A 16,322-nucleotide genomic window follows, 5' to 3' on the forward strand; every position below is an offset into this window, starting at 1 on the left:
AGACGCCCGGACCGTACCGGGCGCCTGTTAGTGATGGATCAATCGTTGGCGGCGACAGGCTCGGCCTTGGCGCGCACATCTTGGATCATGGAGCGGACCACCCGAATTTTTACGCCTTCTGAAACCTGAACCTCGATCTCGTTGGCTTCATCGTCGAGCACTTTGGTCACTTTGCCGATGATGCCGCCGGACGTAACGATCGTGTCGTTGCGACGGACATTCGCGATCATTTCCTTGTGGCGCTTCATCTGCTGACGCTGCGGACGAATGATCAAGAACCACATGATGACGAAAATGAGGATGAAGGGCAGGATCGACATGACCAGGCTGCCACCACCGGCAGCGCCTGCGGCCTGAGCGTAGGCGGGGGTTACGAACATGAAAACTCTCCTTGGGTGGCTGGCCGCCTTCCGGCGACAACCAGGCATTACGCCATGAAATGATGGTGACCAGGTTTCGGCCTTTCCAGTGCAGGCGCCAAAGTGGCGCACCTGATCCGGTCGGCGTACCGAAATCCTTGCCCCCTGCCTTGGCAGGCAAGCAGCGTGCGGTCTAAACGCGTTTTTCGATTAAGCGTTTCGCGCCGCAACCACAAGAGAGATCGCACACGCTTGTGATGGGTTTTGCGGATTCACGAAGCGCCAATGCCTTTGCGCGAGGAACTTTCATGGATTCGTCCGACGACAACCGAGACGTTTTGGCCCGGGTCGCCGATGCATTGGAGCGGCTTGCACCACCTGCTCCAGCGGACCTGGCTCTTGACCGCGCCGATGCCTTTGTTTGGCAGGCCGATACGAAAGGGCTGATGCCGCTTGCAAGCGTGTCGGCGCTGCCGCTTGACCTCCTGAAGGGCATCAACCGCTCGCGGGATACGCTGCTTGAAAACACACAGCGCTTTGCCGATGGCGTTGCAGCCAACAATGCCCTGCTCTGGGGCGCGCGCGGTCAAGGTAAATCGTCGCTCGTTAAAGCGGTCCACGCCCATATCAATCAGGGGCGCAGCGGCGAGAAGCGGCTCAAGCTGATTGAGGTTCACCGCGAAGACATTGGATCTCTGCCAACCTTGTTGGCCAAACTGCGCGCGGCGCCCTATCGCGTGATCGTCTTTTGCGACGATCTGTCCTTCGATGCCGGTGAGACCACCTACAAATCGCTGAAGGCAGCGCTGGAAGGCGGCCTGGAGGGGCGCCCGGAGAATGTCCTCTTTTACGCAACGTCGAACCGCCGACACCTGTTGCCGCGCGATATGATCGACAATGAAAGCGGATCGGCGATCAATCCCGGTGACGCGATCGAAGAAAAAGTGTCGCTGTCGGACCGGTTCGGCCTGTGGCTAGGATTCCACAAATGCTCGCAGGATGAGTATCTGGCGATGGTCGACGCCTATCACGCCCATTTTGACCTGCCTGGAAAGGCCGATGACCTGCATCGCGATGCCTTGGAATGGGCGACGACACGCGGTGCCCGATCGGGCCGCGTGGCGTGGCAATTCATTCAGGACGCAGCCGGCAGGGCCGGCCGATCGCTTAGCTAGACGGCAGATAAGGCCCTGGATCGACGGGGGTGGTCCCGCGGCGGATCTCAAAGTGTAGTTGTGGCGTGTCCACATCGCCGGTGGAGCCGGCGCGAGCGATCACGTCGCCACGGTTCACCCGGTCACCGCGTTGGACGTCGAGGCGACTGTTGTGCGCATAGGCCGTCACATACCCCCCGCGATGCTGGATCAGCACGAGGTTGCCGAAACCGCGCAACTCATTGCCAGCATAGACAACTTCGCCCTCCTCGGCAGCGCGGATCGACGCGCCCTCGGGCACTGCGATGTTCACGCCATCATTGCGCACGCCATTGTCCTGGACGCCAAAGCCGGAAAGCACACGGCCACGAATCGGCCAGCGGAACTGAAGCGGCGTCTGCTCGGCGATGTCATCGTTGCGCGCGGCGACTTGCTGAATCGCGGCCGTTTGTTCCACCACGGCAGGCGACTGAGCCGGGCGCGGCGGCGTATAGCTCCGTGAGGCAACAACCTGCGACGGCGTCTGCGTCGTTGCAGGCAATTGCGCCACGGGCGGCAAGGCCTGACCAAAGGACGAAACCACCAAGCGCTGGCCGATGCGGATCGAGTTCGGATTGTCGATAGCATTGGCGGCGATCAGCTGCTGCGCGGACATGTTGTAGCGGCGCGCGATCGAGTAGAGCGTCTCGCCGGCGGCAACAACATGCGTTCCGGCGGCTGGCATCACCTGAGCCGTTTGTGTCGGCTGCGTGACCTGGGTCGGAAGGCGGGGCTGCGCTGTGGCTACGGTGCGCAAGTTTGCTGGACGCGGTGTCGGGGCAGGAACGCGGCGCACTGTGGGCGTCGAGCCAGTGAACGTCGTGTCGACCCCAGCATTGGCAACTGGCGTGCCAGCTGAAGCGGTCGAGTAGACCGGAATGATGATCTGCTGGCCCATCCGCAGAGAGGACGGATCGGAGATGTTGTTCACGCGCTGAAGCACATCAACCGGAATGCCGTAGCGACGAGACATGGAGAACATCGTCTCGCCTTGCTGCACCTGAACGCGGGTACCGCCGACTGCCGACCATCCTGCTGCGCGACTGGTTTGCGCGGGCAACTGCGCCGGTGTCATTTGCGGCGCGGGCAGGCTCACCGGTGCGGACTGGACCGGTGGAATTGAGGCGGTCGTGATTGGATCGGTGGAAACGCGCTGCGGGGTTATCACTTGTGGTGTGCCGATCGACGCGGTGGTCAGCGGCTGCGGTGCGGGCTGCTGATACGTCACTTGCGGCTGTTGGTAGGTCACCTGCGGCTGTTGATAGACAACGCGCGGCGCCTGAACCGCTGCGACCTGCGTCGTGCGCGGAACCTGCGCGCCGACCAAGCCAGCGGGCGTCTGCGCAAGATGAGCCGTCGGTGCGCTCACCGGCGCACGCTGAACAGCCGAATAGGTCGGCTGCTGCACGACCGGCTGCGGAAGGGCTTGGACGGTTGGCTGCTGATAGGTCACCTGCGGCTGGCTGATGCTGGCCGTTGTTTGCGGATAGCCAGGAGCGGTGAAAGTCGGGGCGGTGTAAGGCGCAGGCTGCGTGAGCGGTTGCGCGCCCGAGGCTGTGACCTGCGGGGCGGAAACGTTTGGGGCGGCCTGGAATGTCGGCTGTTGGTAGGTCACTTGCGGCTGCGTGTAGGTTGCCTGTACGCCAGGCTGCGCTACGGCAACGGTTGTCGGCTGTGCCTGATCGACACCGAAGAAGCTAAGACGGTCGGAGTCAGAGGAACAGGCGGATAGGACGATTGCCGCCACGGATAACAAGCCGAGCCGATAGGCCCTGCGGTGCATCGGACCGCGTGACACTGTACGCATTACACTTACTCACAACACTCAAACTTACAGCGTCCATCAAAACACCATTAATGTTGCTGAAGGCTTAAGACCGTCGTTGCGGCAAGGTTTTGTGAAGCAAAAGACGGCTCAGCGTACCGTTAGTGACGCTAAAGAGCCCGCGCCAATCCTGGTTCCAGCGCGATGGAGAAGGCCGTCCCAATCACCTCTTGATTGAGGCTGTCATCCTCATCTTTTGAGACAGAAATCCATGTTTGAGGACCGTTGGGTGGTCCGATTGGCGCGATGAGTTTGCCGCCTGGTGCGAGTTGATCGATCCATGCGGCTGGCAATGCTTCAATCGACCCGGTGACGAATATGGCCTGATAAGGCCCTGCTGCTGGCCAACCGGCAAGGCCGTCGGCAAGGACCAGATCGACGTTCGAGACGCCCTGACTTGAAAGAGACACACGAGCACCTTCGACCAGGCCGCGATACCGTTCCAATGCGACCACGCGGCGGGAAAGCTTGGCCAGCAACGCGGAAAAATATCCTGAGCCTGCTCCAATCTCTAAAACCGACATGTGCGAGGCGATCGGCGCGGCCTGCAAAAGGCGGGCAAGGACGCTAGGCGCTTCCATGGTCTGCCCACAGGCGATGGGAATGAGCCGGTCAGCATAGGCGTCAGAAGCGTAATGCTCCGGCGCGAAGGCCTCACGCCGGGTGGATTCGAACGCACTGACCAAACGGTGGTCGGTGATGCCCATTGAGCGCAGACGCAAAACGAGGCTTGCACGACGCAGCGCGTCATCGCTGCTCATGGTGCTGACCTGCTGCTAGCGTTGGACGGGCCCATCTAGCCCATCCGATTGAACGCCAAGCGCCTCGGCGACAGCGTCGCGGCTGGCATGATCGGTCATATCGACTGAAAGCGGGGTCACAGACACATAGCCTGCGCGTACGCTTTCCAGGTCGGTGCCGGAGTCGGGTTTGGGATGCTGGCCATTGTAGGCGAGCCAGTAATAGGCGTTGCCGCGGCCATCCATGCGCTTGTCGATGGCAAGGAAATCGATGTTGCGCCGCCCCTGCCCCGTCACGCGCACGCCTTCAACAGCGCCTGGTGCGCGGTTGGGGAAGTTGATGTTGAGGAGCGTTTCGCGCGGCAGATCAAGATCAACCAGTTTGCGAACAATGTCCGGCGCCAAGGCCTCGCCCGTCTCATAAGGCGGGTCGGTGTCCGGCGCGAACGAGTAGGCCTGGGACAAGGCGATGCTGCGCACGCCCAGGATCGTGCCTTCAATGGCGGCCGCGACAGTACCTGAATAGGTGATGTCTTCGGCAAGGTTCTGGCCCTTGTTGAAGCCGGACAGGATGAGGTCCGGCGGTTCGGGCATCACGTGACGGACGGCCATAAGGACGCAGTCGGTGGGCGTGCCGCGCACCGCATAGGCTCGCTCACCGGTTTGACGCAAGCGCAAAGGGTCGTTGAGCGACATGGAATGCGCGACGCCAGACTGATCCGTCTCCGGGGCGACGGTCCAGACCTCATCACCAATCTTTTCGGCAACGCGCACCAGATGGCCCAGGCCCTTGGCATGGATACCATCATCATTGGTGACGAGAATGCGCATCAAGAAACCTCTTTTCCGTCGGCAGTGATCAGCGTTGTGCCACCCATATAGGGCACCAGAACTTCGGGGATGCGAACGCCACCCTCTTCGGTCTGATAAGTCTCCATTACGGCGATCAGCGCGCGTCCGGTCGCAACGCCTGAACCGTTGAGCGTGTGAACGAACTGCGGTTTGCCGTTTTCATCGCGGTAGCGCGCCTGCATGCGACGGGCCTGAAAGTCGCCACAGGTCGAACAGCTGGAAATCTCACGATATCTGCCCTGCCCGGGCAACCAGACCTCAATGTCATAGGTTTTCTGCGCACCGAACCCCATGTCGCCGGTGCACAACACCACAGTGCGTGTGTGGAGGCCCAAGTCGGCCAAAACAGCTTCGGCGCAACCCGTCATGCGTTCTAGTTCGCCGTCGCTTTCTTCAGGGACGGTGATGGAGACCATCTCCACTTTGTTGAACTGGTGCTGGCGAATGTAGCCACGCGTATCACGCCCCGCCGAGCCTGCTTCGGCGCGGAAACAAGGCGTCAACGCAGTATATCGATGCGGCAGGCTTTCTGCATCGACGATGCTTTCGCGCACCAGATTGGTCAGCGGCACCTCCGCCGTCGGCACCATCCAAAGCGTACTGGCCTGGTCGCTCTCTTCTTCGTCCTTGGCCGTTCGAAAAAGATCATCAGCAAACTTTGGCAATTGCCCGGTGCCGAACATCACCTCGTCGCGGACCAACAAGGGTGGCGCGATTTCCTGGTATCCGTTCTTTCCGGTCTGTGTGTTCAACATGAACTGGCCAAGGGCACGCTCCAACTTGGCGAGCGCGCCTTTCATCACGCAAAACCGCGAACCGGACAACTTGGCCGCCGTTTCAAAGTCCATGAGGCCCATGGCCTCGCCGATTTCGAAATGCTCTTTCGGCGCAAAATTCAAGACGGCCTTCGACCCCGCCTGACGGATTTCAACATTGTCATCTTCATCGGTGCCGACCGGGACGTCATCAAGCGGAATGTTGGGCAAGCCAGCGAGCGCTTCGTCCAGCGCTTCGGTCAGACGGCGCTCTTCCACTTCACCGCTCTGGATGAAGGCTTTGTGCTTGGCGACTTCCTCAATTAGGCGCGCCGCTTCAGCTTCATCGCCTGTTGCCTTTGCCTTACCGATAGCCTTGGACGCTGTGTTGCGGGCGTTCTGCGCCTCCTGAAGTTTAGACAGATGCTCGCGGCGCGCATCATCCAGTTTCAGAACATCGGCGGATGCCGGTTCAGCCCCACGCCTTTTCAGCGCCTCATCCAAGGTGGCAGGGTTGTCACGAATGAGACGGATGTCGAGCATGGCGATGATACTTGGTGTTGGTCGAAACGCTGGCCCAAACCAGATCGGTTCTAAGCCGAGGCTTCCGCGGTGGTGTCGGTGTCGTCGTCTTCACGCTCGGCAGCCTGCCGTTTTTCCACGAGTCGAACGCACCAGATTGAAGCCTCGTAAAGAAGCAGCGTGGGCACGGCAAGGCCGATCTGGCTGATCGGATCAGGCGGCGTCAGAAACGCAGCCGCCAGGAACGTGGCCACGATGGCGTATTTGCGTTTCGCCGCCAGGCCCGCCGAGGACACCACACCCATGCGGCCAAGCAGCGTGAGCACGATCGGCAACTGAAAGACCAGGCCGAAGGCGAAGATTAGTGTCATGATGAGGCTGAGATATTCGCTGGTGCGCGCCATCAATTGGATGCTCGCTTCACCATCGCCGCCCTGCTGCTCGAACGACAGGAAGAAGTTGAGCGCCAACGGCATCACAACGAAATAGACCAGCGCAGCACCGGCCGCAAAAAGCAGCGGCGTGGCAACAAGATAGGGCCGAAACGCCGCCTTCTCGTTCTTATACAGCCCAGGCGCCATGAACATGTAGATCTGCGTCGCGATCACCGGGAAGGCGATGAACAGGGCGCCAAACAGAGCAATGCGAAGCTGCGTGAAGAAGAACTCCTGCGGTGCGGTAAATATCAGTTCCAGCTCGGACGTCTCACCTTTGGCCCGTTCAAACGGGCCAAGCAGGATGTTGAAAATCTGATCGGCAACGAAATAGCAGGCGATGAAGGCAATTCCGAACGCGATCACCGAAAAGAAAAGGCGTTGGCGCAGTTCGATTAGATGGGTGATGAGCGGTGCGCGGGACTGTTCAACTTCGTCTTCAGGATCCACATCGTCTTCGAGCGGATCGTCCTCGGGCGGCAGCTCGCTGGCCAGCGCTTTCGACTCATCTGGTTCTGTTGCGGGTTTTCCGTTTGCTGATGCAGCATCACCGCTGCCGCTTTTCGGTCCAGGCGTTAGCGCAACTGGCTCGCCGTCACCTGGCAACTCAGCCTCATTGGCCAGATTCTTGTCCGCCACACTGTCTTTGTCAGCGCTTGCTTTGGCGGCTTTCGCTTTGGCGGCGCTGGTTTTCGCCGCCTTGGCTCTGGTTGGATCTTTCGGTTTGGCGCGCGGCGCATCTTCACCGGGATCGGGCTTATCCGCCATTGTCGCTTCCGGTTTTCTTCGCGGGCTGCTCGGCCGGCGGACTGTCATTGGCAGGTGTCACAGACGCGGCAGATTTCTTCGGTGCCGCAGGTTTCTTAGGCGTCGATGGTTTCGTCGTCGTTTCGGCAACCGGCACGGCCACGCCCTCGGCGGCAGCTGCTTTGACGCGCGGTTTGGACGGTGTCAGCGTCGATCCATCACCAGCCTTCTTGGCTGCAACCTCTTCGGTCTTGTCAGCCTCAACACCAGTAGGTTTGGCTTCCGGCTTGCCGATACTGTTGGCAGGCGCGGACGTCTTCAGACTGTCACCAACATCCGTCAAGGGCTTCATCTCTTTGGCAATGGTGCGCTTGATTTGCGTGGCCGGATTAAGCGAGCGAACGTCGTCAATTGTCTTTTTGACGTCGTCGAGTTCAGCTTCCTTCAGCGCATCGTTGAACTGGCGCTGAACGGTGCTCGTCATCTCACGGGCTTGGCGCACGAATTTGCCAATACCGCGCAGCATGCCGGGCAGTTCACGTGGGCCAACCACCAGGATCGCAACGGCGGCGATCACCAGAAGCTCAACGCCTCCTATGTCGAACATGTCGCCTCCACACGCGCAAACAACCGCTTGCGCAACGCCTTATCGCATATCCACCTGATGCCGCAGCATCCGACGCGATCGCTTAGCTTTGCTTGCTTTCGTCTGCTGGCGCAGTGTTGGCCGTTGTGTTGGCGGTGCTGACGGTTTCATCGGCGGTGTGCTCGATGGTGCGGCCATCGTCTTTTTCATCGCCGGCAAGGCCGGTCTTGAAACTGTTGATGCCCTTAGCGAGATCACCCATGAATTCTGAGATCTTGCCGCGTCCGAAAAGGAGGACGATCAACAAAACCACCAGCAGAATTTGCATCCAACCTGGAACCATAACGCAACTCCTTGGCGCTCTCTTGGCGCGCTATTTTTGCTGTGCATCAGCGCGGTGACGCGGCTGCTGCGTATCGGCCGCCGAGGCAGCCAGCTCTAAAACGGTCTCACCGGACTTGGCCCGCATCGATAGTCGCCGTCAAGGCACCCGATGCCAAAGACGTTGCGGCAATCATGCAGCCGCCCGACGCGGCAATGACCTTATGTAGGTTGTGCGTCAGGTTTTTGAAAGATCAAAGCCGAATCGGGGTGAACGGCGATGCTGACCGATTGACCTTGCTTGAATCGGTCAGTTTCGCTTGTGCGCGCGAAAATCGGCCGCTCATAGCCCGGAACTGCCAGATGCAAAAGATCGGCTTCGCCCAGGAACTGAACGGCTCGGACTCGCGCGGGTAGCCCGCTGTCGAGCGCATCATCTTGGTCAATGGCGATTGCCGACTGGCGCAAGCCGATCAAAACGGAGGTTCCATCGGGATGGCCGGGCGCCGCGATCAAGCCGAGCGGTGTCATCACCTGCCCGTTTTGTACCACGCCCTCAAACTCATTGAGTTCGTGGAAGAAACGGGCCGCAAAGAGGTCTGCTGGTTTCTCGTAAAAGGTTCTAGCGTGCCCGTCTTGGACGATCTTGCCAGAACGCATCAAAACAATGCGATCAGCTATACGAAGCGCTTCATCAGGATCGTGCGTGACGACAATGGTGGTCGCGCGCATCTCGCGCAAAATGGCCAGGGTCTCATCGCGGACCCGATCGCGCGTGCGCCGATCAAGGCCGGAGAACGGCTCATCCATCAGCATCACGCGCGGGCGCGGCACAATGGCGCGGGCAAGTGCAACACGCTGTTGCATGCCGCCGGAGAGCATGTGCGGATGATCGTCCGCCGTGTGGGCAAGGCCGACGCGTCCAAGCGCACGCATCGCCTCCCGGCGCTGATCCTCTTTTTTCAGCGTGTTGAGACCAAACGTGACGTTTTCCAAGACAGTCAAATGCGGGAAGAGCGCAAAATCCTGAAACATCAGGCCAACTTCGCGCTTTTCCGGCACGATGAAGGTGTTTGGTCCGGCAACAACGCGCTGATCGATGCGGATGGTGCCGGCATAGGGGCGCTCAATGCCCGCCAGAAGACGCAATAGCGTGGTCTTACCGCAACCGGAGTGGCCGAGCAGGCAGACAATCTCCCCAGGCTCGACCGTCAGGGAGATACCGCGCACCGCGTCCTCGCCGCCATAGCTGTGCCGAAGCCCCTCAATGGTGACGGCAGTCGCTACGCTCGCCGGCTGCGTGCCGGGTTGGCCCCAATCGAAGTCCAGGCGGGTTTCCGTGGAGACGGCCTTATCCATCGGCGCCACGCTCATCCGTCGTATCGGCGTTCTCGTCGGTCAGCTCCTCTTGCGGCCAAAGCGCCATCGCGGACCGTTCGGCCTCCGCGTCCTCGTCGTCCAGCGGGTCTTCGTCAGCCGACAACTGGTCAGCATCGCCTGTCGGCATCGCCGCCATGGCGCCTTGCGGGATCGCCTCCAGAAGACCGGCGCCCTTTAGCTCGTCAAGTCCGGGCAGATCGCCGATACTGGCGAGAGTGAACTGGTCGAGGAAGGCAGGTGTGGTTCCATAGGTCACCGGACGCCCTGGCGTGCGTCGCCGACCGCGCATGCGCGCCCAGCCGGTTTCCAACAGCACATCAAGCGTGCCTTTGGAGGCCGAAACGCCTCGAATATCTTCAATCTCAGCGCGCGTGACCGGCTGGTGGTAGGCAATGATAGCCAAGGTTTCCAGCGCGGCACGAGAAAGCTTTTTTGGCTCAACGGCCTGTTCTTCAAACAGATAGGAAAGGTCGCTTGCTGTGCGCAGGGCATAGCCCCCCGCCAACTCGATCAAGTTGACGCCGCCCGATTCGTATTTTTTTTTCAGATGATCGACCACATCCGCAAGTACGGCGCCGACATGCTGCTCCAAAAGTTTTGGCGCCAGTGGTCCATCGCTGACAAAAAGCATGGCTTCGACCATGCGCACCGCTTCGTCGAACGCGACGGTCGGGAGCGTCGCCTCGGCTTCTTCTGACGGGCCGGCGTCGGTTTCGGCCGTGTCGGGCACAGCCACTAGGATAGGGCGCGAGTCCTTGGTCATGCGCCCTCCCCTTCGCGGGTGTCGCGCAAGTCTGGACCTTCCTTGGAATGACTGGCGGACCGCACCATCAATGGCGCAAAGGCGCCATCTTGGCGCAGTTCGGCCTGGCCCTCTCGGACAAGTTCCAGGCTGGCAGCGAACGCCGAGGCTTTGATGCCCTCGCGTTTGCTGTCCTGACCACCGGCGGCTTCGCGCAACGCGCTTTGTGCAGCCAGAACCACATCAAACGGGGTCCATTGCGCCAACTCGCCAAGAGCCTCCTCGACGAGCAGACGGGCATCGGCAAGCGACCAGACCTCGCGCCGGGCCATGGTGATCGTGCCATCAAGCTTGCGGGTTTGGATCGAGGCATAGGCATCGATCAGATCAAAGAGTTCCGCCGTCCAAGGTGCGTCGGCTTGTACGCCAATCGGTTTCACCCTTGCGGTCGGGAACAGATGCACATTCTTCATCGGCTGGCGCCAAAGCGCGTTAGAGGCAGTACGTACGGCGGCAAGCTTTTGCAGACGAAGCGCCAGCGCGTCAGCCATGTCTTGTGGGTCGGGCTCATCATCGGCAGGTGGCGCGGGCAGCAAGAGCCTCGATTTCAGATAGGCAAGCCAAGCGGCCATCACCAAATAGTCCGCAGCCAGTTCCAGGCGCTGCGTACGCGCCTCCTCGATGAACTGCGCATATTGATCGACCAAGGCCACGATCGAGATATGTTCAAGATCGACTTTTTGCGTGCGCGCCATGGCCAACAGCAGATCGATTGGTCCCTCAAAACCATCGACGTCGACGACAAAGGCCTCATCGGCATCGGTCTCGGCGGGTGCAGCAGAGGTGTCAAACAGGTCGGGCATGGCGCTCGCAACGGATCAACAGGCAGCGGACTGGCGTAGGCGCAGTGCACTGCATCAAAGCCGGATCAGCTTGTGGATTAGCATGGCTTGATTGCGAAGTTAAAGGTTCGCCGCAATTCTTCAGGCGTTGCGAACGAAAGCGGTCGGATCAGGACCAACTTCTTCGGCCCCGATGATTGCAAGAAGCGCGTCCAAACGATCGGTCAGCGTTGCACGATCAACGCTCTGCCGCCCCAGCCGAGCCAGCGCCGCCGCGCAGCGTTCCGCTGAGCGACCTTCTAATGGTGGGATCGCCTCACGGATGACCTCCATTTCGGCTCGGTTGCCATTGCAATGCAACGCGAGATCACAGCCAGCGGCCAAGGCACCCGAAGCCCTTTCCGCCATTGATCCCGATAACGCGCCCATCGCCAAATCATCGGTCATCAAAGCACCATCAAAGCCGATCGAGTCACGGATCAAGGCGACCATGGTCGGCGACAAAGTGACCGGAAGATCAGGATCAATAGCTTCAAAGACCAAGTGCCCCGTCATGGCGAGCGGTGCGTCCTTCAAGGCTTTAAAAGGCGCGAAATCGGTCGCTTCCAACGTTTCACGGTCGTTTGTGATGCGTGGCAGGCTAAAATGGCTGTCGACCACCGCACGACCGTGACCTGGCATGTGTTTGATCACAGGGGCAACGCCAGCCTGTAGGTAAGCATCCATCGTGGTGCGTCCCAGTAGGCTGATCGCCTTTGGATCACAGTGGAAGGCGCGATTGCCAATGGCGTCGGTGCCACCTGAAACGCTCAGATCAAGAACTGGCGTACAGTTTACATTGATCCCGACCTGCAAAAGATCGTCGGCGATCATCCAAGTGGCGATTTGAGCGGCTTCGACACCGGCGCCCGTCTCGGCCATTTCTATGGCGCCAAAACGGTTCGCAGCAGGATAGCGTCGCCAATGGGGCGGTTTAAGCCGCTGGACCCGTCCTCCCTCTTGATCGATCAGGATCGGCGCCTGCCAATCCAGAGCCTCGCGAACATCGCTGGTCAGACGCCGTACCTGGTCGGGATTGTCGATATTGCGGCCAAAAAGAATGACGCCCCAGGGCTTCGTCTCGCGCAGATAGGCCCGCTCGAAATCCGTCACCTCCAGGCCTTCCAGCCCACAGATGAAGGCACGCGTGCCAGAACTCGGCGATCCGGCATTGGGCAGACGTTCGCCGGGCAAAGGAGATATGGTCACGCGATCACTCGGTCGGGCTGGCGTGGAAAACCTATTGGCGCTGGACGAAACAATCGCCGCCGGCCGATTGGTAGCGCTGGCAGAGGCTATCGGCGGCTGCACGATCCATCGGCCCAACCCGGACACGGTGATAGATGCCGCGGTCACCCAGATCGGCACGCTGAATGTTCGGTCCAAACCCGGAAAGGATGGAGCCGAAGCGATTCTGCAGGCGCGCGAATGTTGCCCGGGCTTCTTCATCGGAGCGCAGGCTTGCCAATTGCACCACGAAATCACCAGCAGGGACGGAGGACGGCAGCGCCGCCTGCGTTGGTGCTGGCTGTGTGGCCACTGGCTGCTGGACAACTGGCTGGGGCGTCACAGGTTGTGGTGTCACCGGCTGTGTCGGAGCCGTAGCAGGCGTTGCCAACTGGATTGGCGTTGCCGATTGCGCGGTTGCTTGCGGTTGCGCGGGCGCGACCTGAACAGGCTGCGTCTGCACAGAGGCTGGCCGCGCGACGGGAATCGGCGGCGCGGTTGTGGTGACGGCCTGTGTCGCTTGGTCGAGGGCCGCTTGGGCCGCGTTCTGCACCGTATCGGCCGTCGCGTCAGTCGCGGATTGAGCTGCGGTTTGCGCTGCGGATACGGCATCGGCGATCGGCTGGGTATTGACCGAAACGCCAGCTGGGCTGACCGAAACAACCTCAACGGGTCGGGCATTGGCGGCTTCGACTTGAACGTCCGTCGAGGTTTCTGCTGCTGGCGTTGTTACCGCTGGAACAGTGGATTCCACTACCGTGCCGTCGGCACGCACCGTCACCGTGCGCACTGCGCGGCTTGCCGTCGATCCAGGCGCTGCTGGGGCTATGTCAGCGCTCGGCAGTCTCTGGCCAGATTGCAATGGAAGGCCGTCATTGTCCGGTTGAGGCAAGATCACGCGTGGCGCTGACGTTGCTGGCGCATCACCCTGATCCAAACGGCTGAACACAGCATCGCCCGGCTGGGATTGCGTTTCTTCTGTCGCAACCGGCTCGACCTTGTCATCGCCCTCTGCGGCGGCAATCACTTGCGGCGTTGAATCCTGCGCATCATTGCTGGAGATCAGGCCGAACGCGATGACGCCTGCAACTCCTAGAACGGCGACGGCGGACAGTGCAAAGAGCACCATGCGCCCAGGTCCAGATCGGCCTTCTTCGCCTTCTGCATGTTCAAAATCTTCAAACGCCGGCTGATGATCGCCAGCCTCGTCGAAAGCTACTTCCGGTGCCTCGCCAGCCTGAAAATCGGGAACCGGGTCCGCCGCCGGTGCGGCAAAGGCGGGTGGCTGTGTGCCGGGCTGTTCAAACGGCAAGGGAGGAGGTGGCGGAGCAGCGCTCGCTGTCGCGGGTTCATCAAGCGCCAGTGCGTCCATGGCGGCCAGCAGGTCATCTTCTTGAACCGCGCCGCGCTGGGCTGGCTCAATGGTCGCAGGCTCTGGTGCGCGCGGAGTCAAATGCTCGGTCAGGGAGGGAATCGGCTCAGCATCGCTAGGCGTCGGCGCGGCAACTGCTGGTTCTGTTGTCGATGGCGCAGGCTCATCGAGACCAGGCAAATCAACTTCGCTGAAATCCAAATCCTTGAACAGTGCATCCGTTGGCTCGTTGGCGGCGCTTTCCAGTTCAGCCTCGAACGAGGTTGAAAGCACTGGATCCTCATCAAAGCGTTGATCGCCAAACAGTTCAGCCAGGCCTTGATCGCCGAGACCAAGATCAAGCGGGTCATCGGAAGACGATGCTTGGTCGTCGGGACGTTTGTTTGGGTTGGGTGTGTTTGTATCGTTCATGATGCGCGCTAACTCTTCCAGCGGGTCCAATCCTTGACCCTCGGCAGATTGCGGGGATGTGCTTGGGTTCTTCATGTGCGTCACCCTCACCCGTTCACCTGCGAGCGTGGCCTAAGTGTGGCTCACGCGTGACCTCGGCAGCACTCGATCCTGGAGCCTGCCAAAGCGATTTTAGCGCATTTCGTCCGGTGCCCCAACGCCAAGTAAGGTCAGTCCTTGCTTCAGCGTCTGTGCAAGACCGGTGACTAGCGCCATTCTTGCTCGCGTTAACAATGGGTTATCATGGTTAACAAAGCGTAAGTTGGGCTCACCCTTGCCTCGGTTCCAATGGCTGTGAAGTGCGCTGGCAAGATCATGCAAGTAAAACGCGATGCGATGCGGCTCGCTGTGGGTTGCAGCGGCAGCCAAGGTGCGCGGCCACGCGGCAATCAAGCGGATCAGCGCCAACTCGCCGTTATCGGTAAGTGGTGAAAGGTCAGCTGAAACCAGCCCAACTGACCCAAAATCCTCGTTCGGCAGTTCGGCTTTCGCCATGCGCAAGACCGAAGCGCAGCGCGCATGGGCGTACTGAACATAGAAGACCGGATTGTCTTTTGACTGCTCAGTGACCTTCTGGAAATCGAAATCCAACGGCGCGTCGTTTTTTCGGTAGAGCATCATGAAACGGGTTGCATCGGCGCCCACTTCCTCAACGACGTCGCGTAGGGTGACGAAGTTACCGGACCGCTTCGACATGGTGACTGGCTCGCCTGCCCGGAACAGTTTGACCAGTTGGCAAAGCCGGATGTCGAGCGAGGCTTTGCCATCGCTCATCGCCGTAACCGCGGCCTTCATGCGTTTGACGTAGCCGCCATGGTCTGCGCCAAACACGTCGATCTGGCGGGTGAAGCCGCGCAGATATTTGTCGTAGTGATAGGCGATATCAGAGGCGAAATAGGTGTAGCTGCCGTCAGATTTCAGAAGTGCGCGATCGGTGTCATCACCAAACTGCGAAGACCGAAACAGCGTCTGCTCGCGGTCTTCCCACTCTTCGGCGCTCTCGCCCTTGGGTTTTTCCAAGCGGCCTTCATAGACCAAATCGCGGAACTTCAGCGCGTCGATGGCTTGTTCTACACGATCGCCATTGTCGCCGGTTTGCAGGCTGGCTTCGGAAAAGAATACATCATGGTGGACATTGAGACTGGCCAGATCCTCGCGGATGAGATCCATCATGGCGTCGATAGCGGCCTTGCGCACCGTCGGCAGCCAATCGGCCTCTTCCATTGCGAGAAGCTTGTCACCATGGCTTTCGGCAAGTCCTTGGCCGACGGGCACCAGATACGCACCGGGATAGAGCCCCTCGGGGATAGCGCCGATGTCCTGGCCAAGTGCCTCGCGGTACCTCAAGAACGCCGAGCGCGCGAGCGTATCGACCTGACCACCTGCATCGTTGATGTAGTATTCCCTGGTGACCGGATAGCCAGCCGCTTCCATGACGTTGGCCAATGCATCGCCAACCACCGCGCCACGGCAATGACCGACATGCATCGGACCGGTCGGGTTAGCCGAGACGTACTCGACATTGGTCTTTGGCAGGCTTTCTGGCGCGCCAAGCACGTTGCGCCCATACCCATCGCCCTCGCTTAGAACGCGTGTAAGTACGTCCTGCCAAAAAGATGGAGCCACCCGGAGATTGATGAAGCCCGGCCCGGCGACATCTACGCCATCAACGTCGGCGTCCATTTGGAGGATTTCAGCAAGCGCTGTAGCGATGGCACGCGGATTGGATTTTAGCGGTTTGGCCAAGACCATTGCGGCGTTGGTTGAGAGATCACCATGGCTTTCATCGCGCGGCGGCTCAACTGTGATGGCAGCCATCGGGAGCACATCGCGATCCGCGTCGGCCAGCACACCGGTCTGTTCGAGCGCCGCCAGGACTCGGCCCCTGAAATCGGCAAACAGGTCATAGGTCTCGGACATGGAGGATCGCTTCAAA

General features: G+C 60.2%; 15 protein-coding genes. 1 reads left to right on the top strand and 14 read right to left on the bottom strand.

The window, feature by feature from the left end; all coding sequences use genetic code 11:
* Nucleotides 1–38: 38 nt before the first annotated feature.
* Nucleotides 39–380: a preprotein translocase subunit YajC gene (gene yajC, locus JJ917_06145; GenBank protein MBO6698392.1), complete on the bottom strand. Its 342-nt coding sequence runs from the start codon at nucleotides 378–380 to the stop codon at nucleotides 39–41.
* 287 nt (nucleotides 381–667) lie between these two features.
* Here yajC and JJ917_06150 point away from each other — a divergent pair, with 287 nt between their 5' ends.
* Nucleotides 668–1,534, top strand: a complete 867-nt coding sequence (locus JJ917_06150; protein MBO6698393.1) for an ATP-binding protein — start codon at nucleotides 668–670, stop codon at nucleotides 1,532–1,534.
* Here JJ917_06150 and JJ917_06155 read toward each other — a convergent pair.
* The 13 genes from JJ917_06155 to JJ917_06215 all read right to left on the bottom strand — a co-directional run bounded on the left by JJ917_06155 (nucleotide 1,527) and on the right by JJ917_06215 (nucleotide 16,306).
* Nucleotides 1,527–3,359 (bottom strand): peptidoglycan DD-metalloendopeptidase family protein, encoded by a 1,833-nt coding sequence (locus JJ917_06155; protein MBO6698394.1) that lies wholly within the window; start codon nucleotides 3,357–3,359, stop codon nucleotides 1,527–1,529. The genes JJ917_06150 and JJ917_06155 overlap by 8 nt on opposite strands.
* Nucleotides 3,360–3,487: 128 nt before the next feature.
* A complete protein-coding gene (locus JJ917_06160; GenBank protein MBO6698395.1) occupies nucleotides 3,488–4,138 on the bottom strand; it encodes a protein-L-isoaspartate(D-aspartate) O-methyltransferase in 651 nt (216 codons plus the stop codon).
* Between the two features lie 15 nt (nucleotides 4,139–4,153).
* Nucleotides 4,154–4,948, bottom strand: a complete 795-nt coding sequence (gene surE / locus JJ917_06165) for a 5'/3'-nucleotidase SurE (protein ID MBO6698396.1) — start codon at nucleotides 4,946–4,948, stop codon at nucleotides 4,154–4,156.
* Nucleotides 4,948–6,267 carry a serine--tRNA ligase gene (serS, locus tag JJ917_06170; protein ID MBO6698397.1) on the bottom strand — a complete coding sequence of 440 codons (1,320 nt, stop codon included), beginning with the start codon at nucleotides 6,265–6,267 and terminating at the stop codon, nucleotides 4,948–4,950. The genes surE and serS overlap by 1 nt, the downstream gene beginning before the upstream one ends.
* 50 nt (nucleotides 6,268–6,317) lie before the next feature.
* A complete protein-coding gene (gene tatC / locus JJ917_06175) occupies nucleotides 6,318–7,448 on the bottom strand; it encodes a twin-arginine translocase subunit TatC (GenBank protein ID MBO6698398.1) in 1,131 nt (376 codons plus the stop codon).
* Entirely contained in the window at nucleotides 7,438–8,034 is a 597-nt protein-coding gene (tatB, locus tag JJ917_06180) for a twin-arginine translocase subunit TatB (GenBank protein ID MBO6698399.1), read from the bottom strand. The genes tatC and tatB overlap by 11 nt, the downstream gene beginning before the upstream one ends.
* 82 nt (nucleotides 8,035–8,116) lie before the next feature.
* A complete protein-coding gene (locus JJ917_06185; protein MBO6698400.1) occupies nucleotides 8,117–8,356 on the bottom strand; it encodes a twin-arginine translocase TatA/TatE family subunit in 240 nt (79 codons plus the stop codon).
* A gap of 200 nt (nucleotides 8,357–8,556) precedes the next feature.
* On the bottom strand, nucleotides 8,557–9,693 hold the full coding sequence (locus tag JJ917_06190) for an ABC transporter ATP-binding protein (protein MBO6698401.1): 1,137 nt from the start codon (nucleotides 9,691–9,693) through the stop codon (nucleotides 8,557–8,559).
* On the bottom strand, nucleotides 9,686–10,477 hold the full coding sequence (gene scpB, locus JJ917_06195; GenBank protein MBO6698402.1) for an SMC-Scp complex subunit ScpB: 792 nt from the start codon (nucleotides 10,475–10,477) through the stop codon (nucleotides 9,686–9,688). The genes JJ917_06190 and scpB overlap by 8 nt, the downstream gene beginning before the upstream one ends.
* Complete coding sequence (locus tag JJ917_06200) at nucleotides 10,474–11,319, bottom strand: segregation/condensation protein A (protein MBO6698403.1); 846 nt, start codon at nucleotides 11,317–11,319, stop codon at nucleotides 10,474–10,476. Before JJ917_06200 ends, scpB begins: the two co-directional genes overlap by 4 nt.
* Before the next feature lie 120 nt (nucleotides 11,320–11,439).
* Nucleotides 11,440–12,516 carry a beta-N-acetylhexosaminidase gene (gene nagZ / locus JJ917_06205; GenBank protein ID MBO6698404.1) on the bottom strand — a complete coding sequence of 359 codons (1,077 nt, stop codon included), beginning with the start codon at nucleotides 12,514–12,516 and terminating at the stop codon, nucleotides 11,440–11,442.
* Between the two features lie 61 nt (nucleotides 12,517–12,577).
* On the bottom strand, nucleotides 12,578–14,422 hold the full coding sequence (locus JJ917_06210) for an SPOR domain-containing protein (GenBank protein ID MBO6698405.1): 1,845 nt from the start codon (nucleotides 14,420–14,422) through the stop codon (nucleotides 12,578–12,580).
* A 96-nt stretch (nucleotides 14,423–14,518) separates the two neighbouring features.
* Nucleotides 14,519–16,306, bottom strand: coding sequence for an arginine--tRNA ligase (locus JJ917_06215; protein MBO6698406.1), 1,788 nt, complete (start codon nucleotides 16,304–16,306; stop codon nucleotides 14,519–14,521).
* Nucleotides 16,307–16,322: the final 16 nt, after the last annotated feature.

This window comes from Hyphomicrobiales bacterium, from assembly GCA_017642935.1.
Lineage (GTDB): Bacteria > Pseudomonadota > Alphaproteobacteria > Rhizobiales > MH13 > MH13.